12 protein-coding genes are annotated in these 14,044 nt (G+C 57.9%); 7 read left to right on the top strand and 5 right to left on the bottom strand.

What is annotated here, in order from left to right:
* Positions 1 to 101 precede the first annotated feature (101 nt).
* Positions 102 to 743 carry a hypothetical protein gene (locus HMPREF2891_RS00595; RefSeq protein WP_070619375.1) on the bottom strand — a complete coding sequence of 214 codons (642 nt, stop codon included), beginning with the start codon at positions 741 to 743 and terminating at the stop codon, positions 102 to 104.
* A gap of 98 nt (positions 744 to 841) precedes the next feature.
* On the opposite strand from HMPREF2891_RS00595, the gene HMPREF2891_RS00600 reads away from it, so the two are divergent.
* The 3 genes from HMPREF2891_RS00600 (at position 842) to HMPREF2891_RS09900 (ending at position 3,911) form a co-directional block, all read left to right on the top strand.
* On the top strand, positions 842 to 2,080 hold the full coding sequence (locus tag HMPREF2891_RS00600) for a MurT ligase domain-containing protein (RefSeq protein ID WP_070663494.1): 1,239 nt from the start codon (positions 842 to 844) through the stop codon (positions 2,078 to 2,080).
* Positions 2,077 to 2,814, top strand: coding sequence for a type 1 glutamine amidotransferase (locus HMPREF2891_RS00605; RefSeq protein ID WP_016444669.1), 738 nt, complete (start codon positions 2,077 to 2,079; stop codon positions 2,812 to 2,814). The genes HMPREF2891_RS00600 and HMPREF2891_RS00605 overlap by 4 nt, the downstream gene beginning before the upstream one ends.
* A gap of 83 nt (positions 2,815 to 2,897) precedes the next feature.
* The gene (locus HMPREF2891_RS09900) at positions 2,898 to 3,911 is read left to right on the top strand and encodes a hypothetical protein (protein ID WP_070663495.1); all 1,014 of its coding nucleotides are present in this window, start codon (positions 2,898 to 2,900) and stop codon (positions 3,909 to 3,911) included.
* 136 nt (positions 3,912 to 4,047) lie between these two features.
* Here the strand turns inward: HMPREF2891_RS09900 and HMPREF2891_RS00615 are convergent, their stop codons facing one another.
* On the bottom strand, positions 4,048 to 6,111 hold the full coding sequence (locus HMPREF2891_RS00615) for a prolyl oligopeptidase family serine peptidase (protein WP_070663496.1): 2,064 nt from the start codon (positions 6,109 to 6,111) through the stop codon (positions 4,048 to 4,050).
* Between the two features lie 169 nt (positions 6,112 to 6,280).
* On the opposite strand from HMPREF2891_RS00615, the gene clpB reads away from it, so the two are divergent.
* Positions 6,281 to 8,875, top strand: coding sequence for an ATP-dependent chaperone ClpB (gene clpB / locus HMPREF2891_RS00620; RefSeq protein ID WP_070663497.1), 2,595 nt, complete (start codon positions 6,281 to 6,283; stop codon positions 8,873 to 8,875).
* 65 nt (positions 8,876 to 8,940) lie between these two features.
* Here clpB and HMPREF2891_RS00625 read toward each other — a convergent pair whose 3' ends face one another.
* From HMPREF2891_RS00625 to HMPREF2891_RS00635, 3 genes are all read right to left on the bottom strand, one after another.
* Positions 8,941 to 9,234, bottom strand: a complete 294-nt coding sequence (locus tag HMPREF2891_RS00625; RefSeq protein WP_016444673.1) for a hypothetical protein — start codon at positions 9,232 to 9,234, stop codon at positions 8,941 to 8,943.
* 525 nt (positions 9,235 to 9,759) lie between these two features.
* A complete protein-coding gene (locus HMPREF2891_RS00630) occupies positions 9,760 to 10,575 on the bottom strand; it encodes a serine hydrolase domain-containing protein (protein WP_070663498.1) in 816 nt (271 codons plus the stop codon).
* Between the two features lie 9 nt (positions 10,576 to 10,584).
* Positions 10,585 to 11,346: an exodeoxyribonuclease III gene (locus HMPREF2891_RS00635; RefSeq protein WP_070663499.1), complete on the bottom strand. Its 762-nt coding sequence runs from the start codon at positions 11,344 to 11,346 to the stop codon at positions 10,585 to 10,587.
* A gap of 65 nt (positions 11,347 to 11,411) precedes the next feature.
* Between HMPREF2891_RS00635 and HMPREF2891_RS00640 the strand changes: the two genes are divergently transcribed.
* Genes HMPREF2891_RS00640 through HMPREF2891_RS00650 form a run of 3 tightly spaced genes read left to right on the top strand, consistent with a single transcriptional unit; the run spans position 11,412 to position 13,971 of the window.
* Positions 11,412 to 12,173, top strand: a complete 762-nt coding sequence (locus HMPREF2891_RS00640) for an SDR family NAD(P)-dependent oxidoreductase (protein ID WP_070663500.1) — start codon at positions 11,412 to 11,414, stop codon at positions 12,171 to 12,173.
* Complete coding sequence (locus tag HMPREF2891_RS00645) at positions 12,170 to 13,360, top strand: sensor histidine kinase (RefSeq protein WP_148131682.1); 1,191 nt, start codon at positions 12,170 to 12,172, stop codon at positions 13,358 to 13,360. The genes HMPREF2891_RS00640 and HMPREF2891_RS00645 overlap by 4 nt, the downstream gene beginning before the upstream one ends.
* Positions 13,357 to 13,971, top strand: coding sequence for a response regulator transcription factor (locus tag HMPREF2891_RS00650; protein WP_222566247.1), 615 nt, complete (start codon positions 13,357 to 13,359; stop codon positions 13,969 to 13,971). Before HMPREF2891_RS00645 ends, HMPREF2891_RS00650 begins: the two co-directional genes overlap by 4 nt.
* The last annotated feature ends 73 nt before the right edge of the window (positions 13,972 to 14,044 follow it).

The following is a 14,044-nucleotide window of genomic DNA, read 5'->3' on the forward strand; positions in this document are numbered from 1 at the left end:
TGGTCTCCCCAGAAGCCGCGTGCTTGTGCGCGCGGCAGTCGGCCGCGAACGGTTCAGCGCTAGCAGTTTGCCCGAACAGTCCAGTCCAGGTATTGCGTTGCCTACCCCAGTGCTCCGCCGGGCCTAAAACTCATGGTTTGACCATTTTCGTGCGTGCACGTAGTCACGCCCTCCTTTATTGTGCACGTGAACTTGCTGGCGGTGATGACTTCACCATCCTTCAGGATGGGCGCTGACAATAGATTGTTTTCGCAAAACTCGGCAGAAAAATCGTCCAACGAGGTCGGATCGCTCAGACACATTTGCTGCAGTGGAACATCTGACTGGCACCTGCCGTACTCGGCGCCATCTTCGAAGAGCGTGGCCTGAGTCCCCATGAAAATGCCTTGGTCACATGGAGTATCTTCCACCGGGAAGGCAGGGAATGCTTCACACCGAACGTAAGGGGCGGAGGCTGCCCCCTCGACGATAATGGTGCAAAGAACCGAGTGGTCACTGTTTGTAAACCAGTAGCCCGCATTACCGGCCTGCGCTAGTTCCGTGTTGACGCCAAGCTCGTACGCCGCCGAATCAACCTGCGTGGAGGCATCCTCGGACGAGGTGGGGGTCTCAACGCTAGTTTCGGAAGGGGCGGTCAGGGGAATTGGCGTGGGAGGAGGGCCGGGAAGCTCCTCATCAGACGAACACGCTCCTAAAATCATTACAGAACATGCGAGCGCGGCCAATGCTATGTGGCGCTTCATTGCTAACTCCTAACGGCCCAAACTGAGAGCTAAATTATTTCGGTGACCCCAAACATTTGTAAACTGAGTTTTGTTCATCTTAACGAGAGGTGCGGACAATGCAGGTTGGTTTGCGGGGGTCCTTTGCAAAAAATGCGGGCCGTTTCGCGGCCTGGGCGTCGCAAAAAAGTGGCCGCGGGTCGGGCGGAGTGATTGGTGGCCGGGTTGCGTTAGCTCTTGATCCCAAGGTTTTAGAAAAGGTTAGCCGCGGCAAGAAGATCGTTATTGTGACGGGTACCAACGGCAAATCGACTACCACCTCGATGGTGCGCGAAGCCTTGAAAACTAAGGGACGAGTGGCATCCAACGTGCTTGGTGACAACATGACGGGTGGTGTTGCCGCTGCGTTGATTGAAGAAGGAGAGGCGGAGTTTGCTGCCCTGGAAGTTGATGAGCTCTACGTGCCGGTAGTTTCCCGGGCGGTGAAGCCAGCGGGTTTTGTGCTACTTAACCTCTCGCGAGATCAGCTGGATCGAGTGGGTGAAGCCGGGGCTGTGGAGGCGCGAATTCGCCAGGCTGTTGATGAGAATCCGCAGGCGTTTGTGGTGGCAAACTGCGATGATCCGCTGATTGTGTCGGCCGCGTGGGATGCGAAGAACCCCATTTGGGTGTCTGCGGGAGTTACGAGGACGGCCGACTCGGTGACATTCCCTCGCACTAACACTCCGGTGGTCCGCTCCGGCGATTCCTGGCACGTGCCCGGATCTTCATTCGCGCGGCCAGAACCCGCGTGGACAGTGGAAGATGGTGCGGTTGTGTTTGCGGGCGCCGCGCATCCCCTCGCTCTTGCTCTGCCTGGGAGGGCAAACCAGGGCAACGCCGCGCAGGCGGTTGCAGCTGCCCACGCCCTCGGGGTCAATATCGATCAGGCCATCGCGCAGATCAATAAGGTCACGCAGGTGTCTGGGCGCTACGCCCGGCGCAACTTGGATGGCCGTCTAACCCGCATTGTCCTCGCAAAGAATCCGGCTGGATGGCAAGAATCGCTTTCCTTGGTTGAGGAGGATGCTTGCATCATCCTTGCGGTGAATGGCCGGGTTGGGGACGGTGAGGATCTTTCTTGGCTGTGGGACGTGGATTTCGCACCCCTGCAAGGCCGGAAGATCATCGTGTGCGGGGAGCGCCGCGCGGATCTTGCCGTGCGGCTCGAGTATGCAGATTTCGAGTTTGAGTTGGTTGAAACTCCGCAGGATGGCCTCGAACGCGCGCCCGAAGGCAACGTGGACGTGGTGGCGAACTACACGGCTGCGCACGGGCTTAACAATTGGATTTCCCGCGAGTATGAGGAGGCCAAATGAGTGCCCTACAAATCGGTTTGATCATGCCCGAAACGATGGGCGCGTACGGTGATAGCGGCAACGCCATCGTGCTTGAAAAGCGCCTGCAAAAACGCGGTTTTGACGCTGAAATCGTGACCGTGCACGTGGGGGATGAGGTGCCGGATAGCCTCGATTTTTATCTTCTTGGAGGAAGTGAGGACGCCGCGCAGCAGGTTGCGGTGCAGCGCCTTGAAGAGTCGGGAGCGCTACGCCGAGCCGCGGATCGAGGAGCGATAGTTTTTGCGGTTTGTGCAGGTTTGCAGGTGCTTGGCGCTTCTTATGAGGACGAGGATGGGCGCCAGGTGGATGGCTTGGGGCTACTCGATGTGCAAACCCGGCGGGGAACAGAGCGTAGTGTGGGTGAACTTGTAACCACGGCTTTGCTCCAGAGCGTTGGCGAGCCGTTGACCGGGTTTGAGAACCACCTCGGAGTTACTGAGCTAGGGGCTGATGCGCAACCACTTGGAGCCGTCTTGCATGGACACGGAAATGCCCTAGATTTAAGCGGAGAGGGACAGCGGGTAGACGGAGCGGTGCAGGGAAGCGTGTTTGCAACCTACATGCACGGACCCGTGCTTGCGCGAAACCCACAGCTGGCGGATTATCTTATCCGTCTTGCAACCGGCCAAAAAGATCTGAACCCAATCGATACTGCCGCAACCGCTCTGCTGCGTAAACAGCGGCTAGAAGCCTCCGGAATTACCCTCAAATAACCCTGATTTTGCGCACTATCCATTTAGGAAAATAACAGGCCCAAGTAGTATGAACATGTAGGCCGCGAGCGTAAGGATTTACCATGAGCGACAATCAAGACTTTGACCGCAACGAACCGCAAGACAGTGGGCAGGTGCCCGAGCAGCCGCAGTTTGGCCGCAGGATTGAGGACGAGCCTGGCTATGGTCAGCCGGGTTATGGCCAGTCCGGCCAAGGTGATGGCCAGGGCTACGGTGGTTTGAACGGGGAGCAGCCCGGTCATAATCAGACCGGTCAGCCCGACTACGGCCAACCCGACTACAGCCAGTCCACTTACGGCAACTACGGGTATGGAGCAACAGGTAACCGCAGTCAGCAGGGCGCGGACGGTTATGGCCAAACTGGTTACAATCAGCCGGGTTATGGCCCGGCCTATGGGCAGCCGTCTAATGGTCAGCCGGGATATGGCCAACCTGGTTATGGTCAGCCCGGTTACGGCCCCGCATACGGCCAGAATGCCTACCAGGGTGGTGATCGAGCGCCGATACAGCTTCCAGGTAGGGGTGGCTCGATCGCGATGATCGTGATTGGTGTGGTCATGATGCTCGTGATTGCTCCCGCAGCGTTTTTGATGAGTTTCGCGGTAGGTGCGCTTCAATCCTTGGACACGTCTTCTTTTGAGCCGGTTCAAAATGGCGGGAGCATAGAGGTTGGAAGCACGGGCGTGGTTACGGTTGTTTATTCCAACGACATGTCCGGATCTGATGGAGCGTCTAGTGGGCTAGATGTGCAGGTTGGTGCGGTAACCCCATCTTGTACTTTGGTTGGACAAAATGACACCTATCCACTGGTGCCGGTAGGCGATGGGGAAGGCGCGATGGCAACCGATGTGCCTGCCGGAACTTACACGCTTAAGTGCGAGAATGCGGATGGCCAGAACATCCTCGTTTTCGGTGGCGAGTTCTTTGACGACGTGATCTCTTCGTTCGGGCCAAGCATGATTATTTCGGCGATCGTCGGATTTGCTGGTTTGGCTCTGCTGATTTGGGGCATCGTCAAACTTGCGGGTGTGAACCGCGAGCGTAGAGCTATTGAGCTGCGAATGCAGGGCTGGTAAGCCGCGTAGCTAAGTAAAAATGATCGGAGCGACAAATGCTCCGATCATTTTTTATGCCCTAACCGTGCTTGGCTTGCGTCCCTCCCGCGAAGTTGCGTGAGCGCTTGACGCTGGTGCGGTTACCTGCCCGATGTGGCTATTCGCCGCAGAGGTGCTGCCAGAGGAATTCCCAGGCCAGTGCACTCATTTTTGCCCGCTGTTTGTTGTCGGCCGCGCCGGCGTGGCCTCCTTCAATGTTTTCGTAGAAGAGTACATCGGCGTCCGCCTCATCCATTTTCGCAACCATGGTGCGCGCGTGTGCGGGGTGCACGCGGTCGTCGCGCGTGGAGGTGGTGAATAGGACCGGCGGGTATTGCTGGCCCGGCTGGAACAGGTGGTAGGGGCTGAATGTCTTTATGAATTCCCACTGCTTGGGGTCGGATGGGTCGCCGTATTCTGCCATCCAGGAGGCTCCGGCCAAAAGTGTGTGGAAGCGGCTCATGTCTAGTAGCGGAACTTCGCAGACGATGGCGCCGAAGTGTTCGGGGTATTTGGTGAGCATCATGCCCATTAGGAGGCCGCCATTGGATCCGCCTCGCGCGCCGAGCTGCTGTTTTGTGGTTACGCCGCGGGCTACGAGGTCGTCGGCAACTGCTACGAAATCCTCATAGGCGCGGTGACGGTTGGCTTGTAGTGCGGCTTGGTGCCACTTGGGGCCGTACTCACCGCCTCCGCGAATGTTGGCAACCACGTAGGTGCCGCCGCGCTCAACCCAGGCCGGGCCGGCCATGCCGAGGTAGGAGGGGGTTAGGGAAACTTCGAAGCCGCCGTATCCGTACAGCAGGGTTGGTGCGGGTTCGGTTCCTGGCGTGCTGATCTGGAAGTAGGGAACTTTGGTGCCATCTGCGGAGGTGGCGAAGTGTTGGCTCACTTCCACGTTTTGGGCGTTGAAAGTTGAGGGGGCTTTGCAAACCGTGGTGGCGCTCAGGGTTTCTCCGGATTTGGATAGCTCGAGTAGCGAGAGCGTCATGGGCGTGGTGAATCCCGTGGTGTGCAGCCACAGCTGGTCGCTGGTGCGGCCATCAACCGCGCTTACTTGGATGGTTGCGTGCGCGGGAACTTGCTCGTTGCCGGTTGCTAGTTTGAGGTCGCGCCTGTCCCACCCCGTGTGTTCGGTAGTGGGAGGGGTGAGGATGCCGAGGCGGTTGGAAACGTGGTGGAGCACGTTCACCACAACGTGATGCCTGGTGGTTGCGACGTATTCGAGGGCGGAGGCGTCCGTCGGTGTAAACAGGCTGTGTGCTTCGAAGTCCGCGTCGAAGGCGTTGTCGAACTGGGTTGCAACCAGGGATCCTGCTTTGAAGGTTTTTTCGCCTACGGTCCAGTCTTGCTTTGGGCGCATGAGCATCCAGTCGCGCCAGGGTCCGGCCTCTACGTGTGTTGGGACCTCAACTTTCTTGAGAACGTACTGTGCCGTGGGGTCTGCAATGAACGTTTCTGATTCGTAGAACGTGATGAGTCTGCTAATCATTACGCGTTGCCAGCCGGGCATCGAATCGAAGTGGGGGAATACGCCAACGTCGCTTTTCTCACCCTCAAAAATGATCTGCGCGTCCTCGAGGTCTTGTCCGCGCTTCCATAGTCGAACCTGACGCGGATAGCCCGAATCGGTCATGGTGCCTGCGCCAAAGTCGCGGCTTACCAGGATTTGGTCCGCTGTTATCCAGCTGCATTCGCCTTTTGACTCGGGCAGGTTGAAGCCGTCTTCAACGAACGTGCACGTGTCAACGTCGAATTCGCGAATTACGTCCGCATCGCAGCCGCCATCGGAGAGCGCGATGAGCGCCCGCGAATATTCGGGGAAGAGGAGGGAGGCTCCGTGGAACACCCACGCTTTACCTTCGCGCTTGGCCAGCTCGTCGATGTCGAGCAGAACCGACCAGTCGTCCGCTCCTTGCAGGTATGCCGAGGCCGGTTGGCGGCGCCACAGGCCGCGCGGGTTCTTCTCATCAACCCAGAAGTTGTACGCAAAGTCGCCTCTAATGCTGGCGTAGGGGATGCGGTCTGGATCGTCTAAAACGTTCTTAATCTGTTCTTCGATGTTTAAAAAACGCTTCGTCCCCAGCGCGCTAAGTGTGCGGCTGTTGTGGGAGTTTACCCAGGCAAGGGCTTCTTCGCCCTGAATCTCGTCAAGTAGTTCGATGTTGATCTTTTCATTCATGTTTTAAGTATCGGGCACTGGGCGGCTTGCGACTACCTCGAAACACGAAAATCCCTGCTAGCTGTGAGCTGGTTCTCAAAAATTATGAAGTTGAGTGGAATAGACTCAAGTTTAGAAGCGTTGTACTTCATAGATGACATTTGCCCAGTGGGCGAAAGGATGATTTGAAGTGGACAATAAATTTACAACCAAGGCCCAAGAGGCGATCAGCGCAGCCGTGCAAACCGCTGGCGCTGCGGGCAATCCTTCAGTTGAGCCCATGCACTTGCTACATGCGTTGCTCGATCAGCCTGAAGGCATCGCGATTTCAGTTTTGGAGGCCGCAGGGGCTTCTCGCAAGGGTGTGGGACAGAAGGTCCGCGCCGCGCTAACCCAAATGCCGTCAACCCAGGGTGCCTCGGTTTCGCAACCGGCTGCCTCGCGTGCGTTCGGCAATATTTTGGTGGAGGCGGAGTCGGATGCGCGCGCCATGGGGGACGAGTACACCTCCACGGAGCACCTGCTCATCGCGCTCGCAAAATCCGACACGGATGCGGGCCGTATTTTGAACGAAGAGGACGCTAGTGCAAGCGCTTTGCAGTCAACACTATCTGCACTTAGGAAGGAGCCGATCACGACTGCTGACCCGGAGGGCTCATTTGAAGCTCTCAAGAAGTATGGGCGCGACCTAACGGAGGTTGCGCGCGAAGGCAAACTCGACCCTGTGATTGGGCGCGATGAGGAGATTCGCCGCGTCGTGCAGGTGCTTTCTCGCCGTACAAAAAACAATCCGGTTCTGATTGGTGAGCCGGGCGTTGGTAAGACCGCAGTTGTAGAAGGTCTGGCGCAGCGGATTGTGGCCGGTGACGTGCCCGAATCGCTTCGCAACAAGAGGCTGATCGCCCTTGACCTGTCCGCTATGGTTGCGGGCGCGAAGTATCGCGGTGAGTTCGAGGAACGCTTGAAGGCCGTTTTGAACGAGATCAAGTCGGCGAACGGTGAGATCATCACGTTCATTGACGAGCTCCACACCATGGTTGGTGCGGGCGGTGGCTCCGAAGGCGCGATGGATGCGGGCAATATGCTCAAGCCAATGCTTGCGCGTGGAGAGCTTCGCATGGTTGGCGCAACCACCCTCGACGAATACCGGGAGAACATCGAGAAGGATCCGGCGCTTGAGCGGCGTTTCCAGCAGGTGTTTGTAGGTGAACCTTCCGTGGATGACACGGTTGCGATTTTGCGCGGTATTGCGCCGAAGTACGAGGCCCACCACAAGGTGACCATCTCTGATGGCGCGCTCTTGGCAGCCGCGGAGCTGTCCAACCGCTATATCACGGGCCGGCAGTTGCCGGATAAGGCAATCGACCTTGTGGACGAGGCGGCGTCTCGCCTGCGCATGGAACTTGACTCATCTCCCACGGAGATCGACCAGCTTCGCCGCCAGGTGGATCGGCTTCGCATGGAGGAGTCCTACCTAACCGAATCCGATCCTGAGGGCGAGGATGAGCAGACCGCTACGCAGCTAGAGAAGGTGCGCGAGGAGCTTGCCGATCTTGGGGAGGAGCTTGCGGCACTCACCGCCAGGTGGGAGGCCGAGAAGGCTGGCCGTAACAAGGTTGGTGATCTGCGCGTGAAGCTCGATGAGCTTCGTACCGAACTGGAACTCGCAATGCGTGAGGGCCGTTGGGAGGAAGCAGGGCGCCTACAAAACGGTGATATTCCCCAGGTTGAGGCTCAGATTGCGAAAGCGGAGGAAGCTGAGGATCGCGCCGATGAGGGCGAGCCGATGATTCCCGAGCGGGTTGGTCCGGCTGAGATCGCAGCCGTGGTTGAGGCGTGGACGGGAATCCCTACGGGCAGGTTGCTGCAGGGCGAAATGGAGAAGCTGCTTTCCATGGAGTCCTACATCGGTAAGCGCCTGATTGGGCAGGTGGACGCGGTTCGCGCCGTGTCTGACGCGGTGCGCCGCTCTCGCGCTGGCGTGTCTGACCCCAATCGCCCGACCGGCTCGTTCATGTTCCTGGGCCCAACAGGTGTGGGTAAGACGGAGCTTGCGCGGGCGCTCGCGGACTTCCTCTTTGATGACGAGCACGCGATGGTTCGCATCGACATGTCGGAGTATTCGGAGAAGCATTCGGTGTCGCGCCTGGTTGGTGCGCCTCCGGGATATGTGGGTTACGACGAGGGCGGCCAGTTGACTGAGGCCGTGCGTCGCCGCCCCTACTCGGTGGTGTTGTTGGACGAGGTGGAGAAGGCTCATCCGGAGATTTTCAACATCTTGCTGCAGGTGCTTGACGATGGCAGGTTGACGGATGGTCAGGGTCGTACGGTTGATTTCCGCAACACGATCCTGGTGCTAACTTCCAATCTTGGCTCGCAGTTCCTGGTGGATTCATCGATGGGTGAGGACGAGCAGCGCGAGGCCGTGTTGAACACGGTTCGTGCGGCGTTCAAACCGGAGTTCTTGAACCGTCTGGATGAGATCTTGGTGTTCAAGGCGCTAACTAAAGAAGAGTTGTCGAAGATCGTTGACATTCAGGTCGATCAGATGACTGGGCGTTTGCATAGCCGCCGGATTGCCCTGCACGTTGATGATGATGCGAGGACGTGGCTGGCCGAGCACGGGTATGATCCCGCGTTTGGTGCACGCCCGCTGCGTAGGTTGATTCAGCGTGAGATCGGAGACCGCTTGGCTCGCATGATTATTGGAGGCGAGGTCGAGGACGGCGGCTCGGTAACCGTGAAGGTAAGCGGTGATGAGCTGAAGTTGGAGGCCAGCGCCTAACCTGGACAAGTGAAGGGCTAGGAGGAAAATCTCCTAGCCCTTCACTGTGTCTTCTGGCTTGCCGGTTAGCCTTGTTGCTGGTTTGGCTCCTTCTGTGGAGTTTCGCTGAATTTGGGTAGTGAACGCATGACAATGCCCGCAATGATGCAGATGGATACAACCGGCAGTAGCGTGAGTCCTTGAAGCTCGTTGGTAATGAACTGGAGTGTCGCCGCTAGTGGTCTGCTGAAAGTCTTTAGGCTGGGAGCAAATGCCAGGTGGGTGAGGGCAGACCTTGTGAATAGTGAAATCGCGTAAATAACCGCTGCGATTTGAAACAAGAAATTTGATAGGCGCGTAGGGTCAATTTTCTGTCGCATTATCGAAGATCTCCCCACCATTCTGACAAAATCTGCAAACGAGTGCTTCTGTGTGTTGTGCGCAAATGAGTGGCCGTGATTGGTCGCAAGTCCATTAGATTTGCGCAGTTTGGAAAACCGGACACCCCCTCCTCGACTATACATCGGAATATGCGATATACGGGGAAAAGAACGACGTCTATTATCATTACGAAAATCGCAAGTAAAGCGTTGGCGGAGGGCTGCCCGGTCAGATTGCATGGCAAGTTAGGAAACGTGGCATTAAGGAAGTCTGCTAGAAGGATAAGACCAAGCGGAAAAACAAGTTAATGCCCAGGTCAATCGGAACACTGATTACTGTGCTGATCATATTCGTTATCCCGTTACCATGTGCACTCTACTTAGCTTGAACCGAGTGGGTATTTTCGGGAACTGGAGATGTTCCAAAGGAGTTCATTGTCTCCTATCTGTTAGGACTCTTCTTGCTCTCTGGGGAGCGTTACGGTTCTATTGTCGAGAGCTGGAGAGAAGAAGTAGGCCTTAGAGTCAGACCATTTCGAGGAAGTGGTCTCCCAGGGCCTGCCAGTTTTTGCGATGCCAGGCCCCGAACGGTTCGGCCCCGAGGAATGACATGGCGCGCCCAGATTCTGGGTCTACCCAAAGGAACGAGCCGGACTGGCCAAAGTGGCCAAACGTGGAAGCCGAGGCCGCGCGCGGGAACCAGGTGCGCACTTTCGCTCCTTTGATTTCAAAACCTAAACCCCACGTGTTGTCCGAATATCCGCCGTAACCGGGCGTGACGCCTTTCAAACCCGGGAAAGCAACCGAGGTTGCCTCCCGCGCCAACTCAGGCGATATGAGTGTGGGGTTTTGAAACTCGCGGGCAAGGGCCACGAGGTCGCGGATGGATCCGGCCCCTGCGTATGCTGCGGATCCGGCGATGTGTGTCTCTATCAGGCCGAGCGGCTCCAAAACGGTTGCCTCAACCCAGTCCTCGAAAGTGAATCCTGTGGCTGCCTCGACCGCCCACGACGCTTCTTCAATACCGCGGTTCGAATAGATCCGCTTTTCCTCAATATCGGCCTCTAGCACAGGCTCGTTGAATGCGAGGCCGGAGGTGTGGGCAAGCAGGTGGCGTAGCGTCACAACCCGCTGGCCGTCGGCAATGGTTACCTCATCATCGAGGCTTATCATGGCCCGCTGCACGGCAACAAGAACCCCCATTGCGGAAAGTAGTTTGGTGACCGACATGAGGGGGTAAACCAGCATGGAATCGCCGTATTCGAGGACGCGGCCAGGCTCCATGAAAGCCATGGAATATTCGAATGGTGGCCGCAGATCTTCCGGTAGGCCGTCAGGCATTTCGACCTCCTAAAAGTCGATGATGACGGGCACGTGGTCAGAAGCGCCCTTGCCTTTACGCTCGTCGCGGTCAATCTGCGCGCCGGTCACCGCAGAGGCGAGAGCGGGGGAGGCGTAAATGAAATCGATCCGCATGCCCTCATTCTTGGGGAAGCGAAGTTTTTGGTAGTCCCAGTACGTGTAGTTGGTGACTCGCTCGCGCGTGACTTCTTCCATTCCGAGCTTCGCAAAGTAGTTGAAAGCGTCTCGTTCGGGCTCTGACACGTGGGTTGCGCCCTCAAAAACGGAAATGTCCCACACGTCCTCATCGAATGGAGCAACGTTGAAGTCACCCACAACCGCTAGCTGGCGCCCTTCCATTTGCGTGGCGGCGTGATCGGCCAGGCCGCGCATGAACTCAAGCTTGTACTGGTAGTGCGGGTCAGTAAGTGAGCGTCCGTGAGGAATATACGTGCTCCACACGCGCAGAGGGCCGCACGTGGCACCGATTGCGCGCGCCTCAATCTTGTCGCGGAATGTGGGCTGGCCAGGGAAGCTGGTTTCAACCTCGTCAATTCCGATGCGCGAGGCGATGGCTACACCGTTCCACTGGTTGTAGCCCACCATTTCCACCTCGTAGTCGGCCTCTTTGAACGCTTCCAGAGGGAACTGGTCGGGCTTGCATTTGAGTTCTTGCATGGCAAGCACGTCAATGTCACCGCGGTTCAGAAAATCGATGACGCGCTCGTGACGCGCGCGGATGGAGTTCACATTCCAGGTGGCTAGTCGCATGGTTTAACCCTACCTTCCGGCGCGAAATGTGGCATAAGGGAGGGGACGCCGCCTAACCTATTTGTATGGGTACTGCTTTGGTTACCGGGGCTTCTTCGGGCCTTGGGGAAGAGTTTTGTTGGCAGCTCGCGGCCGCGCGGCACAATCTGGTGCTGGTTGCGCGCCGGGAGGATAAATTGCGTGAGATCGCGGCGAAGATAGAGGCGGCCTCAGGCGTGCACACCGAGGTGCTCGTGGCGGACCTCAGCACCGCGAGGGGGCGCAAGGCGGTTGTGGAGCGGCTCCGCCAAGATGAGCGTCCCGTTGGCCTGCTCGTGAACAATGCTGGTTTTGGTTTGGGCGTGCCGTTTCGTGAGAACAGCATGACTGCTGAAACGAAGGCATTGGACGTGATGGTGCGGGCCGTTATGGAGCTTACGCACGCGGCGGTAAACGCCATGTTTGATCGCGGTCACGGTGCAGTTCTGAACGTTTCTTCCGTTGCGGCAGACACCGGCATGGGTACGTATTCCGCACACAAGGCGTGGGTGAAGGCGTTTTCCGAGGGAGTGGCTGAAGAGTTGCGCGGAACGGGCGTGAGCGTCACGGCAGTCATGCCAGGCATGGTTAATACGGCGTTCCACGACAGGGTGCAAACTGTTCCCGAGGAGGTTCCAAAAATCTCGTGGATCAGCGAGGCACAGGTAGTGGAACAGGCCCTCGCAGCGGTTCGCCGCCGTCAGGTGCTGGTGACCCCCTCGGCGCGTTACAAGGTAGCAATGTTTGCCACCAAGATGTCGCCGCGTTGGATGGTTCGCGCGGTCACTTCGCGTCTGCCCCACATGTGAGTGCTTTGAACTCGCGGGCTTTAGCTATTGCAGCCTCGTTCCTGCTGGCCTTGACAACCGTTGTGGGCGTGGCTGGAGCGTTCACGGGTGGCTCCCCGGTTCTAGGTGTCATTTTAGGGGTCGCGTTCTTGGGCGCCTACGCGGCTGGAATGATGCTCGGGCATCGTGCGCACGCCAGCTCTGACGATTTAGGGCGGGGCATTTCGCACGGGCGTTACACGATCGTGTGGATGTTGATCCTCACCTTGATTTGGGTGGGGCTGTTGGCCGTGTCAGATACGGCCATTTGGCTTGCATTTGCGCTGGTAATCATCCAGGTGGGGGTGCTCGGCCCTTTGTGGGGCTCGGTTGCGGCAGGCATAACGGGCCTAATCGCCGTAGGCATTTCAGTTTCGCGACTACCCGCAGATCACCCGGTTGGCGCCGCAATTTTGGGCCCACTCCTGGGCGTAGGCATTGCCCTGGTAATAACGTGGGCGGGAGTTACCGTGATTACCGAGGCAGCTTCGCTGCGCAAAGCCCTTCGTGAACTGAGTCAGACGCGCACGCTCCTAGACCGGGCCGAGGAAGAACGCATTTTGCAACGCGAACGGGCGCGCATGGCAGGCGAAATCCACGACACGGTTTCGCAGGATTTATCCGGGGGGGCGATGCTGTTGCAGGTGGCGCAAACAAGCCGTGATCCGCACGAGGTTGCGCGGCTGATCGATCAGTCTTTGCAGGCCGCGCAGGGGGCGCTTGCCGATGCCCGGCGGGTAACTAAGGCTCTGGCTCCGCAAGAGCTTTCGGGTGGACGCTTAGAGGTTGCTCTGCGCGGTCTCGCCAATGAGCCTGTCCTGCTGGGTCTAAATATCACTTTTGATATTGATGAGGGAGTGTCTGCGCTCAACCTGGGGCAGGAAGCGGCGCTGCTTCGCGTGGCAAAATCCGCCCTCGTGAACGTGAAGGAACATTCGGGAACCGCAGCCGCCGCCGTTCGCCTGCAGGCAGATGAGGGAGCCGTGCGGCTCGAGGTTGAGGATCGCGGGCAGGGTTTTGATACGTCCATGCCAGAAGACGGACGCGGTTTTGGTATTCCCGCCATGCGGGAGCGGATGAGTGAAGTAGGTGGCACTCTGGAGATCTTTAGCGAGGACGGTGTACTCGTGCGTGCCTCGGTTCCGATAGGTTCGGTGGGAGCCGAGTGAAAGTCATAATTGTCGATGACCACGCGGTTGTGCGGATGGGACTGCGCGCGGTTTTAGAAAACGCAGGCGGCGTTAGCGTGGCCGCTGATTTTGCGCGAGCTGAGGATGCCATCAACTGGCTTCGAGCCCACCCGGTAGACCTCGTGATCATGGACCTGCGGTTCAAACAGCCTGGAGCAATGAGTGGAACCAGTGCCGTGCGAGAGATCAAGCAGATGGGCGGGCCGCCCGTCCTCGTTGTCACAACATACGGGTCCGAACCGGAAATCTTGGGCGCTCTAGCTGCGGGCGCGGCCGGCTACGTTCTGAAAGATGCGGACACTGCGGAACTACAACGCGCGGTTGAGACTGCGGCGCGGGGCAAACAGTTCTTGGGTTCGGGAGTGCAAGCGCAAATCAAACACAGCGGACTGCCCGAACTTACTGGCCGGGAACTGGATGTGCTTCGCCTTGTGGCGCAAGGCAAAACTAATGCGGCCATAGCTAGGCACCTATTTCTTTCTGAAGCCACGGTTAAAACTCACCTGAACCGCGTGTTTGAAAAACTAGCGGTGAACTCACGGACCGCGGCCGTGGCGAAAGCGCGATCCGTGGGCTTGTTGGAAGAGTAGGGCGAATTCAACCTTTTGGTTGATGTGGCCCGCGCTTTGCCTCACCACTATGGAAGTAGAAGTTTCGTAGTGT

Origin of the sequence: Actinomyces sp. HMSC065F11 (assembly GCF_001813085.1) — a bacterium.
GTDB classification, from domain to species: domain Bacteria; phylum Actinomycetota; class Actinomycetes; order Actinomycetales; family Actinomycetaceae; genus Gleimia; species Gleimia europaea.

Excerpts from the sequence above, each read along its gene's own strand:
- HMPREF2891_RS00605 (WP_016444669.1), top strand. The coding sequence starts at position 2,077 with ATGAGTGCCCTACAAATCGGTTTGATCATGCCCGAAACGATGGGCGCG.
- HMPREF2891_RS00640 (WP_070663500.1), top strand. The coding sequence starts at position 11,412 with ATGGGTACTGCTTTGGTTACCGGGGCTTCTTCGGGCCTTGGGGAAGAG.
- HMPREF2891_RS00630 (WP_070663498.1), bottom strand. The coding sequence starts at position 10,575 with ATGCCTGACGGCCTACCGGAAGATCTGCGGCCACCATTCGAATATTCC.
- HMPREF2891_RS00595 (WP_070619375.1), bottom strand. The coding sequence starts at position 743 with ATGAAGCGCCACATAGCATTGGCCGCGCTCGCATGTTCTGTAATGATT.
- HMPREF2891_RS00625 (WP_016444673.1), bottom strand. The coding sequence starts at position 9,234 with ATGCGACAGAAAATTGACCCTACGCGCCTATCAAATTTCTTGTTTCAA.
- HMPREF2891_RS00600 (WP_070663494.1), top strand. The coding sequence starts at position 842 with ATGCAGGTTGGTTTGCGGGGGTCCTTTGCAAAAAATGCGGGCCGTTTC.
- HMPREF2891_RS00615 (WP_070663496.1), bottom strand. The coding sequence starts at position 6,111 with ATGAATGAAAAGATCAACATCGAACTACTTGACGAGATTCAGGGCGAA.
- HMPREF2891_RS00635 (WP_070663499.1), bottom strand. The coding sequence starts at position 11,346 with ATGCGACTAGCCACCTGGAATGTGAACTCCATCCGCGCGCGTCACGAG.
- HMPREF2891_RS09900 (WP_070663495.1), top strand. The coding sequence starts at position 2,898 with ATGAGCGACAATCAAGACTTTGACCGCAACGAACCGCAAGACAGTGGG.